The organism is Dietzia sp. NPDC055343, from assembly GCF_053645265.1.
The window spans coordinates 46,706-69,368 of record NZ_JBSHMJ010000016.1 but is presented as its reverse complement, the minus strand read 5'-3'; the positions used below and the strand labels follow the sequence as shown (position 1 = coordinate 69,368).

Genomic DNA, 22,663 nt, shown 5'->3' with positions numbered 1-22,663 from the left:
GACCATGTCACTCGTGACCGCCGCCAACGCGGCCTATCTCGTCGCAGCGCTGCTGTTCATCCTGTCCCTGGCAGGCCTGTCCAAGCATGAGACCGCCCGTCGCGGACTGACCTTCGGTATCGCCGGCATGGCCATCGCACTGGTGGCCACCGTCGTCCTGGTCCTCGATCACCAGCCCGCCACGATCGGCATCGCCCTGATGGCCGTCGCCGTCATCGTCGGTGCCGGGATCGGCCTGATGCGTGCGCGCAGCGTGCAGATGACCGAGATGCCCGAGCTCATCGCTCTCCTGCATTCGTTCGTCGGTCTGGCCGCCGTGCTGGTGGGCTGGAACGGTTACCTCGAGCCCGAGCTCCACGGTGAGCTGACCGGCTCCCTGCTGGGCATCCACCACGCCGAGGTGTTCATCGGTGTGTTCATCGGCGCCGTGACCTTCACCGGTTCGATCGTGGCCTACCTCAAGCTCTCGGCCAAGATGAAGTCCGCGCCGTTGGTCCTGCCCGGCAAGAACCTGATCAACGCCGGAATCATCGTCGCGTTCATCGTGCTGACGGTGTGGTTCGTGATCACGCCGGCGCTGTGGATGCTCGTCGTCGTCACCATCCTCGCCCTGGCGCTGGGCTGGCACCTGGTGGCCTCCATCGGCGGCGGCGACATGCCCGTCGTGGTGTCGATGCTCAACTCGTACTCCGGCTGGGCGGCCGCGGCCACCGGCTTCCTGCTCGGCAACGACCTGCTGATCGTGACCGGCGCGCTCGTCGGTTCCTCGGGTGCCTACCTGTCCTACATCATGTGCAAGGCGATGAACCGCTCGTTCTTCTCCGTCATCATGGGTGGCTTCGGTATCGAGGCCTCCTCCGGTGAGGGCAAGGACCACGGCGAGCACACCGAGATCGACGTGGCCGGCGCGGCCGAGATGCTCGCCAATGCGAACTCGGTGATCATCGCCCCGGGCTACGGCATGGCCGTGGCCCAGGCCCAGTACCCCGTGGCCGACCTGACCCGCACCCTGCGGGACCGCGGCGTGGACGTGCGCTTCGCCGTCCACCCCGTCGCCGGTCGTCTGCCCGGGCACATGAACGTGCTGCTGGCCGAGGCCAAGGTGCCGTACGACATCGTGCTCGAGCTCGACGAGATCAACGACGACTTCGCCGACACCGACGTCGTGCTGGTCATCGGCGCCAACGACACGGTCAACCCGGACGCCGCCGAGGACCCGGGCAGCCCGATCGCCGGCATGCCCGTGCTGCACGTGTGGGAGGCCTCGAACGTCATCGTGTTCAAGCGCTCGATGGCCGCCGGTTACGCCGGTGTCCAGAACCCGCTGTTCTTCCGCGACAACACCGACATGCTGTTCGGTGACGCCAAGGACCGCGTCGGGGACATCCTGACCGCCGTCAAGGAGCAGCAGGGCGCGAACGCCTGACGTTGCGGGCGGGGCGCGACCGGTTGGCGCTGGAGCTCCCGCCGGTCTCATCGATAAGAGGGTTTCGACCACGTCGTGCGGGTAGATGTGGTCGAAACCCTCTTATCGATGGTGGGGGTCACCGCGCTTATCGCGTCGGCGCGGACCCCGGAGCGCCGTTCGCCTGATCACCCGGGCAGAGCCCGACCGAGTCGGCGTCAGGGCCGTGTGGCCGACATCTCGGTTGCCGTGACGGCCGCACCGCCGGGAGCCGGCGCGGCCGCATCACGCTTGCGCCGCACGTAGATCTGCTTGCGCACCCGCGCCACGACCTGGCCGTTGTCGTCGGTCAGGTCGGTGCTGAACCACCGCAGTACCTTCTCGCCGCCGACGGCCGCGTCGCGGATCTCGGCGACCTGCTCGGCGGTCACCTCGAACTCCGCGTGGACGGCCGTGCGCCCGGGGGAGACGAAGTCGATCTCGCCGGCGACGTCCCACACCACGTACTCCGACCCCAGACGGCGCATCAGCAGGAACATCCAGAACGGGTCGGACATGGAGAACAACGAGCCGCCGAACGCCGTGCCGACGTAGTTGGTGTTCCACGGCCGGCGGTTCAGCCGCACGCGCGCCCGGCTGAAGTCCGGGGCGATGTGCTCGACGCGCACGCCCGAGGCGAGGTAGGGCGGCCAGAGGCTCATCCCGATCTGCATCCCCCGCGCGGAGGACAGCGCCCGCTTGATGGGTCCGACCTGCTGTGACATTCCTGCTCCGTTCCCCGGGGGCCGATCGATGGGTCCGCCCTGTCGCGTCTCTACTATGGCATAGAGCATAGTGCGTAGGATGCTGGGCATGCCCACAGGGAGATCGAGTACGCCGGAGGCCGGGCGGGGGCGTCGCGGTGCGACGCGCGAGAAGATGGTCCGCACCGCCGCGGTCCTGTTGCGGGAAAACGGGGTGGCGGGGACGACCATCGACAAGGTCCTGGCGGCCAGTGGTGCACCGCGAGGGTCCGTCTACCACCACTTTCCCGGCGGACGCGCGCAACTGCTGTCGGAGGCGGTCGAGTTCGCGACGGACTCGATCATCGAGCTCGCCGGGGCGGCGGGGGAGGGCGATCCGGCTGTCGCGCTGGACGCGTTCGTCGCGCTCTGGCGCGAGCAGTTGGTCGCCAGCGACTACCGCGCGGGATGTCCGGTGCTCGCCGTGGTGGTGGACTCCGATCCGGCATTGCCCGAGCTGACCGAGCAGGCGGGGGAGGCGTTTGGGCGGTGGCAGTCGGTGTTAGCGCGGATGTTGGGGGAGAGAGGGATGACCGCGACGTCGGCGGATCGCCTCGCCCTGCAGTCGCTGTGCATTCTCGAAGGGGCGGTGGCCGTGTCTCGGGCGCGTCGGGGGATCAGCCCGCTCGATGAGGCCGCGCAGGCCATCCGGACGCTGTACGAGGCCGAAGTGAATCGCGCCGGAGTCATCTCCTGACCGGAGCGGCGAGTTTCACGTGGAACTCGGCGGTCCGGGGCGGAGTAGTGCGGGAAGCAGCTCCTCCTCGGCCAGCTCGAGGAACGGGCCCTGGTCCGCGGCCACGTGGTGGAGTTAGATCTCGTCGACGCCCAGGTCCTCGTATTGACGTAGGCGCGAGACCAGCTCGGGCACCGAGTCTGTGACGATCATGCCCTCCGACCATCGTTCCCAGAACTCGATGGTGGACCGGAGGGCCTTGTCGGTGTCCGGGTGCGCGGGCGGGTCCTCGTAGGAGGGGAACCACGACATGTCCCAGTCGAGCACCTCGCCGGCGGTCAGGGAGAACCGGCCCACGAGCCGGTCGGCCCGGCAGCCGGTCCGGGTGTCCTCCTCCTCGTCCGGCCAGTGAAGCTCCGGCCCGGTGACGATCAACCCGTCCGGGCCGGCGATAGCCAGCAGAGCCCGTTCGCCGCCGTCCAGGTCGACAGCGCGCGTCCACGGGGTGGCCCGAGCGTAGTCGAAGCGCATGCGTAGGTCGTGCTCGATGTCCACCTCGCCGTCGTCGCACTCCACCCGTCGCACCAGGTCGCCGCTGCCGGCGACGCGGGGCAGGAAGTCGATCACCCGCACCGTTCCGCCCGGGGCGCGCCACGGGTCTCCAGGACGAACGTGCCGGGGAGGTACCGGCGCCCGGTCACCTCACCGTCGACCGCGGTGAGCGACCACCGTCCGTCCTCGGCTCCGCTGAGTAGGGCGGAGAACACGGACGGGGACTCGAAACGGGGCAGACACAGCCAGTCGATTCTGCCGTCACGGGAGACGAGCGCGGCGGTGTTCAGGACCGACAGCAGCGCGTACTGCTCGAGCGGCGTGGACACCGGCTGCTAGAAGATCGGCTTGCCGCCGGTCACACCGAGCACGGTGCCGGAGACGTAGCTGGCGTCGGAGGGCGAGGCGAGGAACACGTAGGCGCCCGCGAACTCGCCGGGCTGGCCCGCCCGCCCCAGCGGGGTGTCGCCGCCGAACTTCTCGAGCTTCTCGCCGTCCTGGGTGGCCGGCTGCAGCGGCGTCCAGATGGGACCGGGCGCCACCGCGTTGACGCGGATGCCCCGCTCGCCCAGCTCGTTGGCGAGGTTCACGGTGAGGTTGTTCAGGGCGGCCTTGGTGGAGGCGTAGTCCAGCAGCGGCGGGGCCGGCTGATAGGCCTGGATGGACGTGGTGTTGATGATCGACGAGCCCTCGCCGAGGAACTCCAGGGCCTCCTGGCTGGCCCAGAAGGTGGCGTAGAGGTTGGTCTTCATGACCCGGTCGAGGTTCTCGGTATCCAGCGTCTTGAGGCCGGCGCCGCGCGCGTGTTGGTAGCCGGCGTTGTTGACCAGCACGTCCAGTCCGCCAAGTTGCGCGGCGGCGTCGCGGACCATCTTCCGGCACTCCTGCTCGTCCCGGACGTCGGCGGGCAGAAGAACTGCCTTGCGACCGGCCTTCTCCACCCACGCCGCGGTCTCCTCGGCGTCGGGCTGTTCGACCGGCAGGTAGCCGATCGCCACGTCCGCACCCTCGCGGGCGAAAGCGATGGCGGTGGCCCGTCCGATCCCGGAGTCGCCGCCGGTGATGAGCGCGCGCAGCCCCTCGAGCCGTCCGGAACCGCGGTAGCTCTGCTCACCGTGGTCGGGCTGCGGGCTCATCTCGCCGGTCAGGCCGGGGGGCTCCTGCTCCTGCGCGGGGAAACCGCCCTCTGCGTTGGTCAGTGCTCTGGCATTCCGTGCGATATCGCGCGTGGTGCTCATGTCCCGACCGTAGGGGAGGATCCGGCGTGGCCCCACCGGTCGGCGTCCGCGGTGGTCGATGTCGCGGGCCTGACGACGACGCCGCCGAGTGTTCCGCGGCGGTTCGGTCAGCTGAGGCCCGGGCCCCCGATTACTCCTGGTGCAGCGCGTCCGTGCACCGCAGCCGAAGCTTCTCCAGTTGCTCGCCCTGCTCCCGGGCGCGGGTGGCCAGTTCCTCGAGGGTGACCCGGGGAAGTCGCGGATCGGCGATGTCGATCAGTGACTTCCACCCGAGTTCCTTGCCGGTCACGGCCAGCGTCAGCGCCTCGAGCTCCAGCAGATCACTCAGCGGGGACCGCTCGGCGAGCCGCTGGTTGGGCTTGAGCTGACCGACCTTCTCCGCCGCGCGGGCGGGCAGGTCCGTGAGGGTGGAGGGCGAAGTGCCAACCAGAGTCATCAGGTCTTCGAGGGACCGCTTGTCCTCCTCGGTCTGGTCCCCGAGCCGGGAGACCACCTCGCGGATGTGGGCGTCGTCATGGCTCTCGGCGACGCGACGGAACAGGTCGACGCCCGCGGCCGCCCCGGCGTGGTGGTCCTGCATGTACGTGTGCAACATCTCGGTGGCCATGCCGTGACGGTACGACCGTTGCAGGCGCCGTCAACCGGTGCGGGCGGGATTTCTAATGCGGGCTGCGCCGCCGGCGAGTCCTGATATGGCGGCGATGGTGGCCTCGTACCGTGGGGTACACCCGTGCGGGACGGAGAGGCTGGCGACGTCCTCGCTGTGTCACAGGGTCGGTCCCGGCATTTATGAAACGTCGTCCCGTGGGGTCTAGTATCTATTAATACAGATATCGGGCGAAAGGGTCTTCCGATGACTGAACGGATTGGGACGTTGCTCAACCGTTCGGGTGATGGTGGCGAGGAGGTGCTCATTGTCAGCCGCGGGAGTGTGCGGACTCGGTTCCGTCGCCGGGATGAGTTGGGGTGGAACTTTCGGGTGGAGTCGACGGACTCGGAGAATATCGTCGAGAGGAAGCCAAAGCCGGTTCCGAAGTCGGCTCGCCGGGCCTCGCGTCCGCGCGGTCAGCGGGTGGCGTACGTGCGGGTGTCGGCGGCCGATCAGAACGAGGCGCGCCAGCTCGAGGCGGTGGGGGAGTGTGACCGGGTCTATGTCGAGAAGCAGTCGGCTCGCTCTCGTGCCGATCGGGTGAAGCTCGAAGAGTGCATCAGGTACTTGCGAGATGGTGACGAGCTGGTTGTTGCGTCGATGGACCGGCTCGCCAGATCCTTGGTCGATCTGAAGCAGATCGTCGGTGAGATCACCGCGAAGGGTGCGAGCGTGGAGTTCGTTCACGAGCGGGCCACCTACGCTGCCGGCGCACAGGATCCTCGCGCCGATCTGATGCTTTCGCTGCTGGGGGCGTTCGCGGAGTTTGAGCGGGCCATTATCCGTGAACGCCAGGCTGAAGGCATTGCCATCGCCAAGACGAAGGGCAAGTACAAGGGACGCAAGCGCGTGCTGACCGACGAGCAGATCGACAAGGCCCGCGACCGCATCGAGGCGGGGGAGGGTCCATCGGCGATTGCCCGCGATCTCGGAGTTGGCCGGTCAACGCTGTACCGCGCACTCCAGCAACAAAAATAGACGGCGGACGGGTCCTGGTGGCTACCCTCGTTAGGATTCGCGCGGGGTGGGGTACAGCAACAAAGAAGTTTCGTTGTCGGCGGCGTTGAACGATGGTCTGGATTGCGTCGGTGCTTCGATGAACAATGTCGGCGACACCCGTTCGGAGACTCAGGACTCGTCGATATAGGTCGACCTCTTCGTCAGGACAACGGTTAACGCGCCCGCCATACAGGGGAGCGCTTCTCTGCGAATGCCCGCGCCCCTTCAGCCGCGTCTTCCGAGTCCATTACAGCAACCATCTCAGCGTCGTTGATGACCCATGTGCGGTCCTCAGACGGGCGGATGCCGCCAACGATGCCGAGTGCAACTCTCTTACTGCCCTGGACTGCCAAAGGTGCGTTGGCGGCAATGGTCTCTGCTAGCTCCAGGGCGGCCTGGAGAAGGAAGGCTGACGGTACAACCCGGTTCACTAGATTCAGCTCGAGTGCGCGGTCGGCGCTGATTGGCTCACCGGTCAGGATCATCTCCATGGCCACCCGGTGCGGAATCTGTGCAGGCAGTCTGAAGGCGCCTCCAGCCGTGGCTATGAGCCCGCGAGTGACTTCGGGCAAGCCGAAAATCGCATGGTCGGCGGCCACCACCAGATCGCAAGCCAAGGCGATCTCGCAGCCTCCGCCGAGCGCGAAGCCATTCACTGCGGCGATTAGGGGGACGGAGATGGGCTGCTGCACGCCGGCGAATCCCCATTGTTGATTTCCGACCGGGAAGATGTCTTCGCCTCGAGCAAATGCCTTCAAATCGGCGCCTGAGCAGAAGGATGTCTCTCCAGCGCCTGTGAGGACCACTACCCGGACTTTTGGGTCGTTGTCCGCTTCGTGCAACGCGCGGCCCAGAAGGGTGCTCACCTCCGCATTGACGGCGTTGCGCGCCTGTGGGCGATTAATCGTCACGAGCAGTGTGTGGTTGCGCTGTTCAGTGAGAACGGCGGACTGAGACTCGGTGGTGGTCATCCTCTCAGTCTGACTGCTGCTACTTCCTCCACCTCGGCCGGCAGTCCCGTCGGGCGCTGCCCCCCCCCCGCTCTGGCGCGTCGGCCGCGGCCGCAACAACCTCGTTGGCCGAGCTCACCCACGTCAGATCGGTGACTCCGGTCCTGATGCCGTTAATACGAGTAGCCGCATCAGAGATGCTGGTGATCGTCATACCCGCGAGACGACCACCGTTCTCGTCCCAGTAATCGTCGTCGGCCCGCACGAGTTCGAGCGACTCCTGGGGAATGAACTTATCTACGAGATAGGCCCCAGATCCCGCCAGCCCGGGCCCGTTCTGAATATCTGCACCCGACTCGATCGCTGCGGGGCTGATCACCATCCCGACGTTGGTGGCGAACTTGCTCGGAAGCGCCACACCCTTGAAAAGCCCGCCAATGTCATCCAATCCCAGCTGGCCGAGGTGGGTATGGAAGCCACCCTCAACGCCGTGCCCAGCGCCCAAGCGGAGCCCCGCAACATCGCTGGAGAGTTCCAGGCGTACGTGGCCAACAGTTTCAGCCCGGAGTTCGACCCCGCAGAGACCGTCGATCGGTACATCACGGGGGCCTACGGGTTTGGTGACGGTGACCCCGAGATCGCGGAGCTGGCCACACGCGCGGCCGAACCTACCCTTCCTCAGGATGAACGGGCCGCGCTGTACAAGCAGATCTGGGATAAGACCCTGGAGAAAGCGACGTTCATTCCGATCTGCCATCAAACGAATGCGACGGTTGCATCGCAGGACGTCGTGGGCGTGGCGGATATTCCGTGGGTGAGCTCAGGCATCTTCGACCTTCGCACTGTGGCCATCGCCACCAACTGATATCCGAAACAAGGTGCGCTCTTGTCGGGCGGGATCACGACTGATCCGCCCGGCAAGGCCCCTCGATGCTGACGAGGTTTCGTGATGTGGCTTTATACGAGCCAGCGGCTGATAGCTGCAGTTCCCCTTTTTCTAGTTGTGCCTTTTCTGATCTTCCTGCTCATCGACCTCGCCCCGGGAGACCCGGCCCTCGTTCTCGCCGGTGACGATCCGACTCCCGAACGCGTGGCTGAGATACGCGAAAATCTGAATCTGGATAGCAGCGTGATCGCGCGATACGCGGAGTGGGTCGTCAACGTCGTCCAAGGCGACCTTGGTCTGTCCCTGCTCTCCAACCAGTCAGTCGCAGATCTGATCCTCCGGAGAATGGCGACCACGCTATCTCTCGTGGTGTTCGCGATGGTCGCCGCTGTCGTTGTGGGCGGCGTCCTGGGAATCGTGTCCTCGCTCCGCCCTGGTGGTTGGGTCGACCGCGCGGTGAACGTTGCGGTCTCGATAGCCATCGCGATCCCAGCCTTCTGGTTCGGATTGGTTCTCATCGCCCTGTTCGCCGTCACTGTCCAGATCTTCCCCGCTTTCGGTTACGTCCCCCTGTCCGAAGGGTTCATCCCGTGGTTCCAACACCTGGTCCTACCTGGTACTGCACTAGCGCTGCTGCCGGCGGCTGAGGTTGCCCTGCAGTTGCGGTCCTCCCTCGGCCAGGTCCTCAAGAGCGACTACATACTTAACGCTGAGGCCAGGGGGTTGAGTCCACGGAGCGTCATGCTCAAGCACGGGCTGAAGAACGCCCTAATCCCTGTGGTCACCGTTCTGGGCTTTCGAGTGGCGGAAGTGCTCGGCGGCGCTGTGACGATCGAGATCATCTACGGGATGCCAGGACTGGGAAGTCTTGCCGTGGACAGTGTCCTCAACCACGACATCCCCGTCCTCCTCGGATTCGTGCTGTTCACAACTCTCGTCGTGGTCCTGGTCAACCTCCTGGTGGACATCTCCTACGGCTACTTCAACCCCAAGGTTCGCGCATGACAAACAGTCCCAAGGCAGAGGGCGCCGTTGTCGCTGAGACCGGCAACCGAATCCCGGAGACGCCGAGAGGCGGTCGATTCCTCCGCTCGCTGGTCCGCCGACCAGCGACAGTCCTCGCCGGCGCTTTCCTTCTACTACTGATTCTCATGGCGGTCTTCGCACCTGCAGTGGCACCGTTCGATCCCTACGCTCAAGATCTCGTCGGAAGGCTGCAGCCCCCCAGCGCCGAGCACTGGCTGGGGACCGATGACTACGGAAGAGATGCGCTGAGCCGTCTCATCTACGGCGCCCGCATCTCTCTCATGGCCGCAGCGCAAGCGGCCGGATTGGCGCTCGTGCTCGGCTTACCGCTCGGCGTTCTTGCGGGGTATTCGGGCGGATGGATCGGCGCTGGTCTATCGCGGCTCATGGACACTCTGATGAGCGCTCCGTCGCTGGTCCTGGCCATGACCATCGTGGCGGTACTCGGCTCAGGGATCCGTAACGCCATGCTAGCGGTTGGCGTGGTGATGATGCCCCGCTTCTTCCGCGTGGCTCGAGCGGCGACTATGGACGTGCGCCATGAGACCTACATCGAGTCGGCAACAGCGTTGGGATGTCATCCCGTACGAATCGTCGGAAGACACATCCTTCCCAATGTCATGCCTCCGGTGATTCTGGTGATCTCGGTGTCGCTGGGAACGGCGGTGGCCGCGGAAGCGAGTCTGAGCTTCCTCGGTTTGGGAGCGCAGGCACCGGCAGCCAGCTGGGGCTCGATGCTCAGCACCGCCGCGTCCAATATCCAGCTGGCGCCGTTTCTGGTGTGGCCGCCCGGAATCATGATCTTCCTGTCGGTTCTGGCGTTCACATACCTGGGAGATGGACTTCGTCGATCTATGTTGAGGAGTCGTAATGGAAACGATGTCTGACCGGCGTACCCAGGCTGCTGCCAGTTCCGATCAGCCGCTATTGCAGGTTCGCGACATGTCCATCGAATTCCCGGTGGACCGCCACCGCTGGGTGACGGCCGTGGACCGAGTGACTTTCGACGTGCGAGCGGGCGAATCCGTCGCACTGGTGGGGGAGTCGGGATCGGGCAAGACGGTGACCTCGCTGGCCGTGATGGGGCTGACCGCCAAGACCGGGGGACGGATCTCCAGCGGGTCAGTCACCTTCGACGGTCTCGACCTGACCAAACAACCCGAGAGCGTATGGCGACGTCAGCGCGGGACAGGTATGGGCATGATTTTCCAACAGCCCATACGCAGCCTGAACCCCGCCTTCACGGTGGGCGATCAGATCGCCGAGTCTGCTCGCCGTCACCTGGGGTTGAACCGCAAGGCAGCCATGGCCCGGGCGATCGAAATGCTGGAACTCGTGGAGATCCCACGGGCGGCCGAACGCGTCCGGGAGTACCCCCATGCCTTCAGCGGGGGAATGTGTCAGCGGGTCATGATCGCAATGGTGATGGCAACCAATCCCCGGTTGTTGATCGCCGATGAGCCGACGACGGCACTGGACGTCACGGTTCAGGCCACGATTCTGGCCTTGCTGCGGGATCTCCAGGAGCAGACCGGTGTCGCACTGCTCTTCGTCAGTCACGATCTGGCCGTGGTCGCCGAGCTGTGTCAGAAGGTGGTCGTGATGTACGCCGGCCAGCCCGTCGAAAACGGAACAGCGGACGACATCTTCGACAGGCCTGGACACCCGTACACCTCAGGGCTGCTGTCAGCGATACCCAGGCCTGGCAGTGGGGAGCATCGACTCCGCACGATCCCAGGGGCCATACCCGCAGCTGGGGACTGGCCCGAGGGGTGCCGGTTCTTCAGCCGGTGCGAACACGCCCAACCTGGTCGCTGCGACACCACTGAACCGCCGATGATCAACGTCACCGACACCGATCAGGCCCGGTGCGTTCGTGCCCGCCAACTCTTTCTTCCGGGAGTGAACCCGACATGAGCCTTCTTGAGGTCACCAACCTGACCAAAAGCTTCCACACCGGTCGGGACTTTCTGGGTCGGCGAGTTACCCCGACCCACGCCGTCAAGGACGTCAGCTTCAAACTGGCACAAGGTGAGTGCCTGGCAGTGGTCGGCGAGTCCGGCGCCGGAAAATCCACAGTCGGACGTCTGGTGCTGCGCCTGATCGAGCCCGACTCGGGATCCATCGTCTTCGACGGGCAGGATCTTCGCTCCGCCCGGCCCGCAGCTTTGCGTGCTATGCGCAAAGGGATGCAGATGATCTTTCAGGATCCTCACAGCTGTCTGGATCCGCGGATGACCATTGCCGATGCTGTCGCCGAACCTCTGGTGGTCCACTTCGACCTAGACCGCAAGGCCCGAGAAAGCCGAGTCGCCCAAACGTTAGACACGGTAGGAATCGGACGGCGGTACCTGAACCGATATCCCGCAGAGCTCTCGGGCGGTCAGCTCCAGCGGGTGGCGATAGCACGGGCGTTGACCTTGAATCCGAAGGTCATCGTGTGTGACGAACCGGTTGCTGCTCTCGACGTGGCTGTCCGTGCACAAGTACTCAACCTTCTCCGCGACCTCCAAGACGAACTCGGCGTGGCCTATCTGTTCATCGGTCACGACCTGGCACTGATCGAGGTCATCGCTGATCGTGTCATGGTGATGAAGAGTGGTGAAGTGGTCGAAACCGGCCAGACCCGTGAGCTGTTCGCCAAGCCGCAGGAGGAATACACGCGGCAGTTGCTCGAGGCGATCCCTCAGCCGGCACCCCGGGTCGCCCGCGGACGAAGCTAGCCGCCCACGACGACGCCCCGTAGCTGGAGGACCCGGCCCGACTGGCCGGGTCCTCCAGCTGTATGGCGCGGAGCCGCGACTCAGCGCTGCAGGATGTTGGCGAGATCGCTCCACAATGCTGAGCGGGCAGTCTGAGTGATACCCAACGACGGGATCGTCATGAATCCGTGGAAAATATCCTCGTAGTGACGATGAATCGTCGGTACGCCCGCTGCGTGAAGGCTCTCCGCAAAGTGTGATCCCTCGTCTGAAAGGGGATCGCATGCGGCGGTGACGACGATCGTCGGCGGCAACCCCGCCAGGGTCTCGGCCCGAGCAGGAGAAAGAAGATGAGGGGCGATGCCCTGGCGGATCGGCGCAGGGGCGTACTGCTGCCAGTACCACTGCATGGCGGCGCGCGTGTTGAAGTAGCCGGTCGAGAACTTCTCATAGGACTCGGTCTGAAAGTCGTCCGATATCACCGGGTAGAGCAAGACCTGCCCGGCCAGCTCGGGCCCGCCCTGGTCCCGAGCCATCAATGACGTCACCGCAGCCAGATTGCCGCCCGCGCTGTCTCCTGCCACGACCACTCGTCGCGGGTCGATGCCGAGCCGCGCGGACTTGGCGACCGTCCACTCCAGGGCCGCGTGAAGGTCTCGCGCCGCAGCGGGGGCCGGGTGTTCCGGTGCCAACCGGTAATCCACGGACAGGACCACCGCCCCTACTCCGTTGGCCATCACGCGACAGAACTCGTCGTGAGTATCGAGATCGCAGAAGACGAACCCGCCCCCGTGGGCGAACACGACAGCGGGCAGTGCATCCACTCCCGTTGCTCCCCCAGGGGTATAGATCCGTAGGGGCAGGGCACCGCCTGGTCCCGGAATCTCGACCTGCTCGACCCGGTCCACCGGAACGGGAGTCTCGGCGAGCTGTTTTCGAGCAAGCACAGCAGCGCGGGCCTGCGGGCCGGTCATCAACTCCACCCTGGGAAACCCGGCGTTGAGCCCCTCGAGCATCAGGGCTGCGTCGTCTGAAAAGGGCATGACATCTCCATCTCGATCGCGGGGGGGCATTGCTGGCCCCGCGGCTATCGGTGACCAGTGAGCTGAGCGGTGGCGGCAAGAAGAGCGTCTCCGTACTCCGCGCACTTGGCCTCCGGAAGGCGGGTCGCCGGCGCGCTGATGACGATCGCCCCTACCGGGGCTCCGTCGAGATCGAGCACTGCTGCGCCGACACTGTTCGACCCCTGCAAGACCGCGCCCGTGTTTGAGGCCCACCCGAGTTGACGGATCTCCTCGAATTCGACGTCGGGGAGAAGCTTGTCTGGTGAGGCGGCTCGCTCCCGCCGTTCGGCCGGGGACAGGTGCGACATGATCACTCTGCCCGCAGCGCTGGTCTCAAGAGGGTGAATCTGGCCAATCGGCAGCGCCGTGCGCACGATCTGAGAACTCTCGGCCACATCGGCGACGACAAGGGTCGGACCATCCAGGAGTGAGAGATGAACGGTCTCCCCCGTCGCATCTCTGAGGGGGCCGAGCAGTTCACGCGCCCGGGAGGCGATCGATGCCGACTTCCGAACGCGGCCAAGCATGACGAGCGGTTTGGTTGCGAGTTCCCATTGCGGGGTGGCCGCCCCCACCCGGTGAATCCACCCGGCCTCGTTCAATGTCGCAAGTGTGCGTTGCAGCGCGCTCTTGTCTTCGCCTGTCGCAGCGCACAAAGCAGTGAGTCCGACGGGCTGATGTTCGGCGATGGCCTCGAGAACGTGCAGGCCACGAGTCAGGCTGCGGATCGTCTTGACTGTGATGCGGATCTCCCCCTAAACTCAATCTAGTGATACTCGGTATCACTAGACGATATCACTGAGTAGCTCGTTTGGCACGTTCTAGCCGTTACTCCCTCCAATCTTCCGACTCGACGCCATCAACCGAGGAGTTCCCATGGTCTTCATCCCCACGAAAGACAAGCTGATCCCGGACTTGACACCCCGTGAGGAGATCGTTCTTCTGGCCAGGGCTCTGTGGAAGGGCGGGTACAGCGACAACCTCGCAGGCCACATCACCTACAACTGCGGAGACGGCACCCTGCTGTGTAACCCGTGGTACCTGACCTGGGAAGAGTTCAACCCGGAGGACGTGCTCCGCATCGATCTGGAGGGCAACCTCCTGGAGGGCGATTGGCCGGTTCCGCTCGGAATTCCTCTTCATCTGGCCCTGCACCGAGCTCGGCCGGACGTCACCTATGCGCTGCACAATCACTCGGAGTACGGCACCGTCTGGGCGGACATCAAAGAGATTCCGCCGATGCACGATCAGAGCTCAAGCCTCGGTGGTGGAGGCGACCTCGTTCTGGTCGATGAGTACGGCGGGGGAGTTGACCAGTCGGATGCAGCTGATGCCGCGATCGCCGCATTCGGTGATGCGGAGGTCGCCATCCTCGGTGGCCACGGGGTCTTCGTCACGGGTAGTTCTGCGCCGGCGGTGTACCTGCGCGCAGCCTCGCTGGAGACGCGATGCAAGAACGCATGGATGACCCGGGTCGCGAACGGCCCCGAGAAGACTTCCCTCCCGGACTGGTGGGTTGATCAGATGACACGCAGCGACGGCACCGGTTACACCGGGTTCTGGGAGTCCGCCGTGCGAGCGGCACTTCGTGATGAGCCGCAGCTGCTCGCCAAGATCGCCTCGGTGTCGAGTTGACCCGCGCCCGGGCGTCTAGTCGGCAGACGGCCGATCACGCGGATCGCGTTCCTGTGGTGATCGTGGTGCCCGACGATCACGGCCGCGAGGCACTGGGGGATATCACCGGCACCGAGGTCGTTGTCTGGGATCTGACAGCCCCCATCCCTGACGCCGCCAGAAGCGCTCATGTGCTGGTGACACGGGTGATGGAGCCAGTGCAGGTGGTGCATCAGCTGGACCAGCTGCCTCAGTTGCGGGTGATCCAACTCTTCAGTGCCGGCCGCGATGCCTGGCTTGGTGTCGCACCGGCTGGAGTGGAGGTTTCCGGTGCTGACGACGTCCACGGAGGCACTGTTGCGGAGTGGGTGGTGGCCCAACTGCTGGCTCATTACCGAGACCTGGGGGGTTATCGGGCCCGTCAGAGCTCGCACATCTGGGAGAGGCACTCCACGGGAACACTGGCCGGAACGCGGGTCCTCGTACTGGGCGCCGGTGATATCGGCGGCAACGTGACCAGCCGACTTGAGCCGTTTGGTGCCGCGGTCACCGTGGCGGCCCGGTCGGCGCGAGATGGGGTCGTCGACCTCGCCCAGGCGCGGGCGTCACTGTCCTCGTTCGACGTGGTGGTGTTGGCTCTTCCGCTCACCGCTGAAACCGAGAACCTCGTGGACGCGTCATTCCTCGCTGACATGAAGGACCACAGTGTGCTGGTCAACGTGGGCCGCGGCCCGCTGGTCGACACCGATGCTCTCCTCGAGGAACTCACCGCAAGGCGGTTGCACGCGATTCTCGACGTGACCAACCCGGAGCCGCTGCCTTCAGACCACCCCCTCTGGGATGCCCCGGGTGCGGTGATCACCCCCCACAGTGCCGCGATCACCGACGACACACTTGACCGCTGTTGGAGAGCGATCGCCCGGAAGGTCCGCGCCTTCGTACAGGCTGACCGCCCGGCATCGGACTGAACTGTCCAGGCACCGCCATCAGCATTTCCCGTCCGATTAATCAAAGGCTGTGAGGAATGGACTTCCAACTGGACCCCGACCAGGAACGCTGGCTCGAGGAGATCCGCGCCTTTCTGCGCGAGAACGTCACCCCCGAACTCCGGGCCGAGATGGCCGAGCACGACATCGAATTCCTCGGCGGCGAGGTGACCAAATTCCGTAAGAAGATCGGTGACAAGGGGTGGTTTGGACTCAATTGGCCGGTGGAATTCGGGGGGCTCGCACTGGGCGCCGTGTACCAGCACCTTCTCGTCAGCGAGTTCGAGTACTGGGGAGTCCCCGGGCCGGACCTGACCGTTACATCGGTGGCGCCGATGATCATGCGCCACGGAACCGAGCGTAATCGCCAGGAATTCCTTCCTCCGATAGCGCGTGGAGAGATGACCTGCGCCGTCGGCTATTCCGAGCCCGACGCCGGCACGGACCTGGCCAGTCTGCGCACGAGCGCCGTGCTCGATGGCGATGAGTGGGTCATCAACGGCTCCAAGATCTGGAACAGCATGGCTCAGCGGGTCACCCATGAGTGGCTCTGTGTGCGGACGGACAAGGATGCTCCCAAGCACAAGGGAATCTCCGTCATCATCGTGCCCATCGATGCCCCCGGCGTCACGATCCGCCCCATCATGGCGTGGTCGGACTACCGAACCAACGAGACATTCTTCGACAACGTTCGCGTGCCCGCCACCAACCTGATCGGGGAGGTCAATCAGGGTTGGCGATACATCACCGGCGCCCTTGATCTCGAGCGCGGCGCCCTGACCAATGTGGGGGATCTACGCCGATCGGTTGATGACCTGCTCGCTGCGGCTGTACGCGAACGAGAAGACGGCACACGCCCGGTCGACGACCCGCTACTGCGCCGTGCGATCGCCCAACTCGACGCCGACGTCGAAGCGGCACGCCTGATGGGCTTCGAAGCGTCCTCGCTCCTCCAGGAGGGCACCATTCCATCGGTACTGGTCGCTTCCGAGAAAGTCTTCTCCAGCGAGTTGCGCCAACGCATCGCAGACCTGGGCACCCAGGTGTTCGGCATGGCCGGCGCGCTCGCCGTCGGAACCGACGGCGCCCCCTTAGACGGGAAGTTCGAGCGCCTGTACCGGGCGGCACCCTTGCTGCGATTCGGTGCCGGAACCAACGAGGTGCTGCGCGACGTCATCGCGCAGCGCGGACACGCACTACCTCGCGGGGGGCGTTGACACCGTGCTCGCCCCAATCACGATCCACAGGAGGTCGTCATGAGACTCATCCCATCACCGGAGCAGTCCGAGCTCCGATCGGTCCTCCGGTCAGTATTCGACAAGGAATGCCCCACTGGGCTGGTACGACGGTGGAAGATCCGCGACAATACCGAGAACACGCCAGCATTCCCCGATGCGCTGTGGGGGGCGCTGTCCGATCTTGGGGTCTTCGGAATGACGATCGATGAGTCCTTCGGCGGCTCCGGGGCGTCTCTCTTCGAACTGGGCATCGTGTACTCGGAAGCCGGGCGAGCCCTGTGCCCCTCGGTTGTGTACAGCACGGTGTCGCTGGGTATCGCCCTCGATCGCCTGGCCTGCGGGGATGTACGTGAGCGCTACCTTTCACGTATCGCGACCGGCGACCTCAAAGGAACCGTCGCATTGTGGAACCCATCGAACGCCCATGACCTTCGCCCGACGCTCACCGCAACCAGAACAGACGGGGGATGGTCGGTCAGCGGGGCACTGCCGTTCGTGGAGAACGCAGACCTGGCTGAGCTGTTGCTCACCACGGCCACAACGTCGGACTTCGCCGAGCCCGCGAGAACAATCGGAGTCCTCATCGAACCCGGCGGCACCGGGTGGAACAGCGCCCCGCAGCCCACCATCGCGGGCGAACACCTAAGCCGCGTGAAGCTCGACTGTGTGTTCGTCCCCGACGAGCACGTCCTTAGCGGAGCTGCGGGATCGGGACTGAGCACGACAGACCTTCGCTGGCTCAGCGATGCGGCGATCGCGCTGCAATGCATGGAGATGGCCGGGGGCGGAGCCGCCGTCCTGGAGCGCACCGTTGACTACGTGCGCGAGCGCCACCAGTTCGGACACCCGATCGGAAGCTTCCAGGCAGTGCAGCACATCATCGCCGACATCCATATCTCCCTGGACGCCGCGAGGCTCACCGCCGCCTCGGCAGTGTGGTGGCTTTCCCGAGGAGAACGAGCCGGCAGGCAGGTTGCGATCGCGAAGATGCAGGCCAACGAGGCCTACAAGTGGGCCACGCTCAACGCCCACCAGGTCCACGGCGGAATGGGCTACGTCCGCGAGACCGATCTGCACCTGTGGTCCGAGCAGGCCAAGGTATCCGAACTGCGGGGCGGGACCACGGATGTGGCCGCGCGGTGGCTTGAGGAGGAGATCGCCCTTGCGTGACAGCCGATCCGATATCACTTCCGAGCCCCAAGCCCTATCGGGCCTGCGCGTTCTGGACCTGTCCCGCTGGGTAGCGGGTGAGTACGCGACCAAACTGTTCGCGGACTTCGGTGCCGACGTCATCAAAGTCGAAAGGCCCGCCGAAGGCAGCCTGACGCGACAGTGGGGCCCGTTTCCCGATGGCCAACCCGACCTCGAGACAAGCGCCCTATTTCTCCACCTCAATACCAACAAGCGCTCAATCGCCTTGAATCTGAAGGACCCGGAAGACCGAGAATTCCTCCTGCGTCTAGTCGAGACATCCGATGCGGTGGTGGAATCGTTCCGGCCTGGTCATCTGGAAGCCCTGGGGTTAGGGCCAGAGGTGCTCCATGCGCGCAATCCCAGCCTCGTGCTCACCCGCATCAGCGCTTTCGGACAGAACGGCCCCTACCGCGACCGCGAGGCCACCGGCATCGTTCTCCAAGCCGCCGGCGGCCCGATGAACGCCACCGGCTCAGCGGACCGGGCGCCCCTGCGCAAACCCGGCCTGCTCGAGCACTACACGATCGGTCGAAGCGCAGGGCAGGCCACCATGGCCGGCGTCTTCGCCGCCCGGCAGGGTGCCGGTTCGGTCATCGACGTCTCCGGGCAGGAAGTGCTGCTCGCAGGGGCGGACCGGCGAGCGTCGTATCTACTATCTGCCTCGTACTCCGGCATGACGGCCCCCCGCGGCGTCCGCAGCCCCCACCGCCATGGAGCAACCTTCACCGGCCCATTTCGGACCAGCGACGGCTTCGTCATGATCTACGTGACCAACCAGGCGTTCTGGAACCGGCTCATCGACCTCGCTGGAGCCGACGATCCACAGTTCCACCTGCGCTTCTACGGCAAGCAGACCGTATCCGGCCGCGACCGCGACGAGTTCATGGAGTACATCTCGGCCTGGTGTCTTGCCCACACCAAAGTCGATCTCATGGAACGGTGCGAGAACGCCCGCATCCCGGTCACCGCCTACCTCGCAGTGTCAGAGCTTCTATCGCACAACCACTTTCGCGAGCGCGACGCGTTCGCAACCATCGACCACCCCGTCGCCGGACCTTTGACCTACACAGGAGCGCCCTGGCGGATGCGCCACGGCTATCAACTGCGATCCGCGGCCCCCTTGCTGGACCAACACGGCGAAGACATCCGGCAGCATCACGCTGCCCGTCCACAGGAAGCGGGAAAGCCATGACCTACCCACTCGACGGTATACGTGTAGTGGATCTGACGGTTGTCTGGTCCGGTCCTGGGGCGACCGCACTACTCGGGGACCTCGGTGCAGAGGTCATCCGATTGGAAGGCAACAACCGGACCAGCCGACAGGTCTCGGCGAAGACCACCAAAGAACTCATCGCCGCTACCGGCTATCACGGAGGAACGTACCCGGACAAGGATCCCGGGGAGCGGCCCTATGACAGGTCGGCCCTGTTCAACTGGCACGCGCGCAACAAGCTGGCCGCGTGCGCGAACCTGGAGACCCCCGAAGGCCACGAGGCCGCGCTGGCTCTGCTGGCGATCAGCGACGTACTGGTGGAGAACAATTCCAACGGCACCCTCGAGAAGCTCGGTCTCGGTCACGACGCACTGCTTCAACTCAACCCGAGGCTGATCGTCGTGCGGATGCCCCCGCTGGGAATGACCGGACAGATGAGCAACTATCTGGGGTACGGCCCCAACTTCAACTCGCTCGTCGGTATCGCCGCGATGGATGGCTACGAGGGTGAGGAACCTGACTCCGCCGGCGAGAACTACCACATGGACGAGGCAGCCCCGGCCGGGGTCGCCTTCGCAGTAATGGCGGCGCTCTGGGATCGCGAACGCACCGGGGTCGGGGGACTCATCGAGTTCGCTCAGGCAGAGACCGTCATGGCCGAGGTCGGCGAGTTCGTCCTCGACTACCAGATGAACAACCGTGACCCGCAGGTGCTCGGTAACACCGACCCCCACATCCTGCAGGACGTGTTCGCCACCCGTGAACCTGAGCGCTGGGTCGCGGTATCGGTGCGCGACGACCGCGACTGGCACGCCCTCTCGACTGTGGTCCGCGCGCACGGACTGGCAGGACTGGGAGATGCCGCGGAGCTGCGGCGACGTCACTCCGCAGAAATCCGCTCCGTCCTGGCCGAGTGGTGTCGCGCCAGGACGGCAGACCAGATCGTGGAGGAGCTGCAAAGGGTCGGCGTACCCGCTGGCGAGGTCATGAGCGAAAACCGACTGTTAGCGGACCCTCACCTGAGCGCCCGTGGCTGGTTCCGCGAGCGCAGCCACCCCTCCGTGGGTACCCACTGCTATCCCGGCCATCCATGGCGCGCAGACGGCTTCGACCTCGCCTACGGTCGCCCACTGCCCGGCTTCGGCGAGGACAACGAGTACGTCTACCGGCACCTTCTCGGCTATTCCGAGCAACGGTACGCGGACCTGGTCGACCGCGGGCTGGTGACCGACCACCAGATCGCCTGAACGCGACCAGAAATCAGGCAATGGGAGAACGACGATGACACAACAGACAGGCGATCGGACAATGCAGACAGACCAACGCTCCCTCATCCCGGACGAGGCTGCAGCCACCGTGGGCACCATCGTCGCGATCGCGTCGGGCGCTGTGACCGCTCGCGACTGGCAGCGGTGGGCGGTGTCGGTGGGGGAGACCAACCCGCTGTATTTCGATGCGGACATCGCCCGGGCGCACGGGTACGCAGATGTGATCTGCCCCCCGCTCTATGTGCAGTACTCGATTCTAGGGGTGACCGCGCTGGGGGATCTGCGAGAAGACGGGTCCTCTGGAGCGTCGTCAGGCAATCTCCAGTTCCCTGATGCCCCCAAGCGGATGGCCGGCGGCGAGACCACCACGTTCCACCGGCCTTGTTACGACGGTGACGTCATCACCTCCGAGCGGCGCGTCGAGTCGATCGTCGAGAAGCAGGGCCGCTCAGGTCGCTTCGTACTCGTCACCTGGAAGACCGACTACATCAACCAGCGTCGAGAGCTGGTCGCCCAGGCGACCACCTCGATGATTGCCCGGCCATGACGCGGCCACTTGAGACGAAAGGGAACGCGATGGCGCATCAGGTGTACTTCGAAGACATCGAGGTGGGTGACCACATCACTCCGCTGAGCACCTCGGTGGATGAGACGCAGATGTTCTTGTTCAGTGCCGCGACGTACAACGCCCACCGCATCCACTACGACAAGACTTGGGCGACCGAAGTCGAGGGTTACCAGGGGCCCTTGGTCCAGGGCCCGCTACAGGCGGCGCTGCTGGCCCGGGCGGTGACCGATTGGATCGGAGGATCCGGGCGCCTGGTCACCTTCTCGGCGCAGAACAGGGCGGTCGCGTTCGCCGGCGACCGGCTGGACTTCCGCGGCACGGTGACCTCCAAGCGAGCTGACGGCGGGCAGTTCCTCGTCGACCTGGAGATCCGTGGAGAGCGAGACGGAGAGCTCCTCATGCCGGGAACCGCCACCGTCTCGCTGCCCAGTTCCGCAGAGGTCGAATCATGAGTGGCCTGCGAGGGGAGGCGGCGATCGTGGGCTTCTGCGAGCTCCCCGCCGAGCGGAAGCAGACGCGCCCCGAGCAGTTCACCATCGAACAATGGGCGAGCCTGTCCAAATTGGTGCTCGAGGACGCCGGGCTCTCCGCCTCGCAGATCGATGGCCTGGTTGCACACGGATTGGCGGAGTCGGACATGTTCGTGCCAGCCACTCTGGCCGAATACCTGGGTGTGCCGTTGAACTTCGGCGAGAGAGTCGACCTGGGTGGGGCAACCGCCGCCGGAATGGTCTGGCGCGCGGCGGCAGCTGTGGAGCTGGGGATCGCCGAGGCAGTACTCGTCATCATTCCCGGCTCGTACATGCTTCCCCGATCAGCAAAGCGGCCGGCCAAGGACCCGGGTTACTTCGGCGCGTCGAGTAACAACTTCGGCTCCCCCCAGGCCGAATTCGAGATCCCCTACGGCAACCTCGGACAGAACGCCCCCTATGCCCAGATAGCACGACGGTATGCCTCGGAGTTCGGCTATGACCCGCGCGCGACGGCCAAGATCGCCGTGGACCAGCGCCAGAACGCCCTTGCCACCCCCGGCGCCGTCTTTCACGGCAAGCCGATCACCATAGACGATGTTCTGACCAGCCCTGTCATCGCCGACCCCATCCGCATGCTCGATGTGGTCATGCGGGTACAGGGTGGCGCTGGTGTCATCGTCGCAAGCGCGGATCTCGCCCGCCGATCCAAGAACAGACCGGTGTGGATCAAGGGATTCGGTGAGCGAATCTCGTTCAAGACCCCGACCTACGCCGAGGACATGGTGCGCACCCCCATCGCCCAGGCCGCCGACACAGCGTTTGCGATGGCCGGAATCCAGCGATCGGACATCGACGTGGCGTCGATCTACGACTGCTACACGATCACCGTGCTTATGAGCCTGGAGGATGCCGGATTCTGCGAGAAGGGCACAGGTATGGAGTGGGTCAGGCAGCGCGACCTGACATACCGCGGCGACTTTCCCCTCAACACCGCTGGTGGCCAGCTGTCCTATGGGCAAGCCGGCATGGCCGGCGGAATGCACCACGTATGTGACGGTGTCCGGCAAGTGATGGGACGAGCCGGAGACGCCCAGGTCAAGGACTGCAATACGGCGTTCGTCACCGGCAACGGCGGCATCATGAGCGAGCAGGTCGCCTTGATCCTGCAGGGAGAATGACG

The 22,663-nt window shown here is 65.1% G+C and carries 26 protein-coding genes; 17 read left to right on the top strand and 9 right to left on the bottom strand.

The window, feature by feature from the left end; genetic code table 11:
• Positions 1-4 precede the first annotated feature (4 nt).
• Positions 5-1,426, top strand: a complete 1,422-nt coding sequence (gene pntB, locus ACWIE7_RS09780) for a Re/Si-specific NAD(P)(+) transhydrogenase subunit beta (RefSeq protein ID WP_230929616.1) — start codon at positions 5-7, stop codon at positions 1,424-1,426.
• Positions 1,427-1,623: 197 nt separating this feature from the next.
• Here the strand turns inward: pntB and ACWIE7_RS09775 are convergent, their stop codons facing one another.
• Positions 1,624-2,169, bottom strand: a complete 546-nt coding sequence (locus tag ACWIE7_RS09775; RefSeq protein WP_454069160.1) for a DUF4442 domain-containing protein — start codon at positions 2,167-2,169, stop codon at positions 1,624-1,626.
• Positions 2,170-2,257: 88 nt separating this feature from the next.
• Here ACWIE7_RS09775 and ACWIE7_RS09770 point away from each other — a divergent pair, with 88 nt between their 5' ends.
• Positions 2,258-2,884, top strand: a complete 627-nt coding sequence (locus ACWIE7_RS09770) for a TetR/AcrR family transcriptional regulator (RefSeq protein WP_454069159.1) — start codon at positions 2,258-2,260, stop codon at positions 2,882-2,884.
• Positions 2,885-2,998: 114 nt separating this feature from the next.
• On the opposite strand, the gene ACWIE7_RS09765 is transcribed toward ACWIE7_RS09770, so the two are convergent.
• The 4 genes from ACWIE7_RS09765 to ACWIE7_RS09750 form a co-directional block, all read right to left on the bottom strand.
• The gene (locus tag ACWIE7_RS09765) at positions 2,999-3,490 is read right to left on the bottom strand and encodes a hypothetical protein (RefSeq protein ID WP_454069158.1); all 492 of its coding nucleotides are present in this window, start codon (positions 3,488-3,490) and stop codon (positions 2,999-3,001) included.
• The gene (locus tag ACWIE7_RS09760; RefSeq protein WP_454058853.1) at positions 3,487-3,744 is read right to left on the bottom strand and encodes a trehalase-like domain-containing protein; all 258 of its coding nucleotides are present in this window, start codon (positions 3,742-3,744) and stop codon (positions 3,487-3,489) included. Before ACWIE7_RS09760 ends, ACWIE7_RS09765 begins: the two co-directional genes overlap by 4 nt.
• Before the next feature lie 6 nt (positions 3,745-3,750).
• The gene (locus ACWIE7_RS09755; protein ID WP_454069157.1) at positions 3,751-4,653 is read right to left on the bottom strand and encodes an SDR family oxidoreductase; all 903 of its coding nucleotides are present in this window, start codon (positions 4,651-4,653) and stop codon (positions 3,751-3,753) included.
• A 130-nt stretch (positions 4,654-4,783) separates the two neighbouring features.
• Positions 4,784-5,260 carry a hypothetical protein gene (locus ACWIE7_RS09750; protein ID WP_454069156.1) on the bottom strand — a complete coding sequence of 159 codons (477 nt, stop codon included), beginning with the start codon at positions 5,258-5,260 and terminating at the stop codon, positions 4,784-4,786.
• 246 nt (positions 5,261-5,506) lie between these two features.
• On the opposite strand from ACWIE7_RS09750, the gene ACWIE7_RS09745 reads away from it, so the two are divergent.
• A complete protein-coding gene (locus ACWIE7_RS09745) occupies positions 5,507-6,280 on the top strand; it encodes a recombinase family protein (RefSeq protein WP_454069155.1) in 774 nt (257 codons plus the stop codon).
• 194 nt (positions 6,281-6,474) lie between these two features.
• Here ACWIE7_RS09745 and ACWIE7_RS09740 read toward each other — a convergent pair whose 3' ends face one another.
• Positions 6,475-7,272 carry a crotonase/enoyl-CoA hydratase family protein gene (locus tag ACWIE7_RS09740; protein ID WP_454069154.1) on the bottom strand — a complete coding sequence of 266 codons (798 nt, stop codon included), beginning with the start codon at positions 7,270-7,272 and terminating at the stop codon, positions 6,475-6,477.
• 19 nt (positions 7,273-7,291) lie between these two features.
• Positions 7,292-7,669, bottom strand: a complete 378-nt coding sequence (locus ACWIE7_RS09735) for an ABC transporter substrate-binding protein (RefSeq protein ID WP_454069153.1) — start codon at positions 7,667-7,669, stop codon at positions 7,292-7,294.
• Positions 7,670-7,720: 51 nt separating this feature from the next.
• Between ACWIE7_RS09735 and ACWIE7_RS09730 the strand changes: the two genes are divergently transcribed.
• From ACWIE7_RS09730 to ACWIE7_RS09710, 5 genes are all read left to right on the top strand, one after another.
• Positions 7,721-8,116, top strand: coding sequence for a hypothetical protein (locus ACWIE7_RS09730; RefSeq protein WP_454069152.1), 396 nt, complete (start codon positions 7,721-7,723; stop codon positions 8,114-8,116).
• An 84-nt stretch (positions 8,117-8,200) separates the two neighbouring features.
• Positions 8,201-9,142 (top strand): ABC transporter permease, encoded by a 942-nt coding sequence (locus ACWIE7_RS09725; RefSeq protein WP_454069172.1) that lies wholly within the window; start codon positions 8,201-8,203, stop codon positions 9,140-9,142.
• Positions 9,139-10,050: an ABC transporter permease gene (locus ACWIE7_RS09720; protein ID WP_454069151.1), complete on the top strand. Its 912-nt coding sequence runs from the start codon at positions 9,139-9,141 to the stop codon at positions 10,048-10,050. The genes ACWIE7_RS09725 and ACWIE7_RS09720 overlap by 4 nt, the downstream gene beginning before the upstream one ends.
• Before the next feature lie 55 nt (positions 10,051-10,105).
• Positions 10,106-11,080, top strand: a complete 975-nt coding sequence (locus tag ACWIE7_RS09715) for an ABC transporter ATP-binding protein (RefSeq protein ID WP_454069150.1) — start codon at positions 10,106-10,108, stop codon at positions 11,078-11,080.
• Positions 11,077-11,886, top strand: a complete 810-nt coding sequence (locus tag ACWIE7_RS09710) for an ATP-binding cassette domain-containing protein (protein ID WP_454069149.1) — start codon at positions 11,077-11,079, stop codon at positions 11,884-11,886. Before ACWIE7_RS09715 ends, ACWIE7_RS09710 begins: the two co-directional genes overlap by 4 nt.
• 80 nt (positions 11,887-11,966) lie before the next feature.
• Here ACWIE7_RS09710 and ACWIE7_RS09705 read toward each other — a convergent pair whose 3' ends face one another.
• Both ACWIE7_RS09705 and ACWIE7_RS09700 read right to left on the bottom strand, forming a co-directional pair.
• Complete coding sequence (locus tag ACWIE7_RS09705; protein ID WP_454069148.1) at positions 11,967-12,908, bottom strand: alpha/beta hydrolase; 942 nt, start codon at positions 12,906-12,908, stop codon at positions 11,967-11,969.
• A 44-nt stretch (positions 12,909-12,952) separates the two neighbouring features.
• Positions 12,953-13,648: an IclR family transcriptional regulator gene (locus ACWIE7_RS09700; protein WP_454069171.1), complete on the bottom strand. Its 696-nt coding sequence runs from the start codon at positions 13,646-13,648 to the stop codon at positions 12,953-12,955.
• Between the two features lie 157 nt (positions 13,649-13,805).
• On the opposite strand from ACWIE7_RS09700, the gene ACWIE7_RS09695 reads away from it, so the two are divergent.
• The 9 genes from ACWIE7_RS09695 (at position 13,806) to ACWIE7_RS09655 (ending at position 22,661) form a co-directional block, all read left to right on the top strand.
• A complete protein-coding gene (locus ACWIE7_RS09695) occupies positions 13,806-14,564 on the top strand; it encodes a class II aldolase/adducin family protein (protein ID WP_325769481.1) in 759 nt (252 codons plus the stop codon).
• 65 nt (positions 14,565-14,629) lie between these two features.
• On the top strand, positions 14,630-15,511 hold the full coding sequence (locus ACWIE7_RS09690; protein WP_454069147.1) for an NAD(P)-dependent oxidoreductase: 882 nt from the start codon (positions 14,630-14,632) through the stop codon (positions 15,509-15,511).
• A gap of 56 nt (positions 15,512-15,567) precedes the next feature.
• Positions 15,568-16,746, top strand: coding sequence for an acyl-CoA dehydrogenase family protein (locus ACWIE7_RS09685; protein WP_325769477.1), 1,179 nt, complete (start codon positions 15,568-15,570; stop codon positions 16,744-16,746).
• Between the two features lie 39 nt (positions 16,747-16,785).
• Entirely contained in the window at positions 16,786-17,937 is a 1,152-nt protein-coding gene (locus tag ACWIE7_RS09680) for an acyl-CoA dehydrogenase family protein (protein WP_454069146.1), read from the top strand.
• Positions 17,930-19,153, top strand: a complete 1,224-nt coding sequence (locus ACWIE7_RS09675; RefSeq protein ID WP_454069145.1) for a CaiB/BaiF CoA transferase family protein — start codon at positions 17,930-17,932, stop codon at positions 19,151-19,153. Before ACWIE7_RS09680 ends, ACWIE7_RS09675 begins: the two co-directional genes overlap by 8 nt.
• Complete coding sequence (locus ACWIE7_RS09670; protein WP_454069144.1) at positions 19,150-20,421, top strand: CaiB/BaiF CoA transferase family protein; 1,272 nt, start codon at positions 19,150-19,152, stop codon at positions 20,419-20,421. The genes ACWIE7_RS09675 and ACWIE7_RS09670 overlap by 4 nt, the downstream gene beginning before the upstream one ends.
• 61 nt (positions 20,422-20,482) lie before the next feature.
• Positions 20,483-20,989, top strand: a complete 507-nt coding sequence (locus ACWIE7_RS09665) for an FAS1-like dehydratase domain-containing protein (RefSeq protein WP_454069143.1) — start codon at positions 20,483-20,485, stop codon at positions 20,987-20,989.
• Between the two features lie 29 nt (positions 20,990-21,018).
• The gene (locus tag ACWIE7_RS09660) at positions 21,019-21,462 is read left to right on the top strand and encodes a MaoC/PaaZ C-terminal domain-containing protein (protein WP_325769470.1); all 444 of its coding nucleotides are present in this window, start codon (positions 21,019-21,021) and stop codon (positions 21,460-21,462) included.
• Positions 21,459-22,661: a thiolase family protein gene (locus ACWIE7_RS09655; RefSeq protein ID WP_454069142.1), complete on the top strand. Its 1,203-nt coding sequence runs from the start codon at positions 21,459-21,461 to the stop codon at positions 22,659-22,661. The genes ACWIE7_RS09660 and ACWIE7_RS09655 overlap by 4 nt, the downstream gene beginning before the upstream one ends.
• Positions 22,662-22,663 lie beyond the last annotated feature (2 nt).

What these genes read in the sequence shown, in the direction of transcription:
- pntB (WP_230929616.1), top strand. Translation starts at nt 5, where the DNA reads ATGTCACTCGTGACCGCCGCCAACGCGGCCTATCTCGTCGCAGCGCTG.
- ACWIE7_RS09775 (WP_454069160.1), bottom strand. Translation starts at nt 2,169, where the DNA reads ATGTCACAGCAGGTCGGACCCATCAAGCGGGCGCTGTCCTCCGCGCGG.
- ACWIE7_RS09770 (WP_454069159.1), top strand. Translation starts at nt 2,258, where the DNA reads ATGCCCACAGGGAGATCGAGTACGCCGGAGGCCGGGCGGGGGCGTCGC.
- ACWIE7_RS09755 (WP_454069157.1), bottom strand. Translation starts at nt 4,653, where the DNA reads ATGAGCACCACGCGCGATATCGCACGGAATGCCAGAGCACTGACCAAC.
- ACWIE7_RS09750 (WP_454069156.1), bottom strand. Translation starts at nt 5,260, where the DNA reads ATGGCCACCGAGATGTTGCACACGTACATGCAGGACCACCACGCCGGG.
- ACWIE7_RS09745 (WP_454069155.1), top strand. Translation starts at nt 5,507, where the DNA reads ATGACTGAACGGATTGGGACGTTGCTCAACCGTTCGGGTGATGGTGGC.
- ACWIE7_RS09740 (WP_454069154.1), bottom strand. Translation starts at nt 7,272, where the DNA reads ATGACCACCACCGAGTCTCAGTCCGCCGTTCTCACTGAACAGCGCAAC.
- ACWIE7_RS09730 (WP_454069152.1), top strand. Translation starts at nt 7,721, where the DNA reads ATGGAAGCCACCCTCAACGCCGTGCCCAGCGCCCAAGCGGAGCCCCGC.
- ACWIE7_RS09725 (WP_454069172.1), top strand. Translation starts at nt 8,201, where the DNA reads ATGTGGCTTTATACGAGCCAGCGGCTGATAGCTGCAGTTCCCCTTTTT.
- ACWIE7_RS09720 (WP_454069151.1), top strand. Translation starts at nt 9,139, where the DNA reads ATGACAAACAGTCCCAAGGCAGAGGGCGCCGTTGTCGCTGAGACCGGC.
- ACWIE7_RS09715 (WP_454069150.1), top strand. Translation starts at nt 10,106, where the DNA reads ATGTCCATCGAATTCCCGGTGGACCGCCACCGCTGGGTGACGGCCGTG.
- ACWIE7_RS09710 (WP_454069149.1), top strand. Translation starts at nt 11,077, where the DNA reads ATGAGCCTTCTTGAGGTCACCAACCTGACCAAAAGCTTCCACACCGGT.
- ACWIE7_RS09705 (WP_454069148.1), bottom strand. Translation starts at nt 12,908, where the DNA reads ATGCCCTTTTCAGACGACGCAGCCCTGATGCTCGAGGGGCTCAACGCC.
- ACWIE7_RS09695 (WP_325769481.1), top strand. Translation starts at nt 13,806, where the DNA reads ATGGTCTTCATCCCCACGAAAGACAAGCTGATCCCGGACTTGACACCC.
- ACWIE7_RS09685 (WP_325769477.1), top strand. Translation starts at nt 15,568, where the DNA reads ATGGACTTCCAACTGGACCCCGACCAGGAACGCTGGCTCGAGGAGATC.
- ACWIE7_RS09680 (WP_454069146.1), top strand. Translation starts at nt 16,786, where the DNA reads ATGAGACTCATCCCATCACCGGAGCAGTCCGAGCTCCGATCGGTCCTC.
- ACWIE7_RS09670 (WP_454069144.1), top strand. Translation starts at nt 19,150, where the DNA reads ATGACCTACCCACTCGACGGTATACGTGTAGTGGATCTGACGGTTGTC.
- ACWIE7_RS09665 (WP_454069143.1), top strand. Translation starts at nt 20,483, where the DNA reads ATGCAGACAGACCAACGCTCCCTCATCCCGGACGAGGCTGCAGCCACC.
- ACWIE7_RS09660 (WP_325769470.1), top strand. Translation starts at nt 21,019, where the DNA reads ATGGCGCATCAGGTGTACTTCGAAGACATCGAGGTGGGTGACCACATC.
- ACWIE7_RS09655 (WP_454069142.1), top strand. Translation starts at nt 21,459, where the DNA reads ATGAGTGGCCTGCGAGGGGAGGCGGCGATCGTGGGCTTCTGCGAGCTC.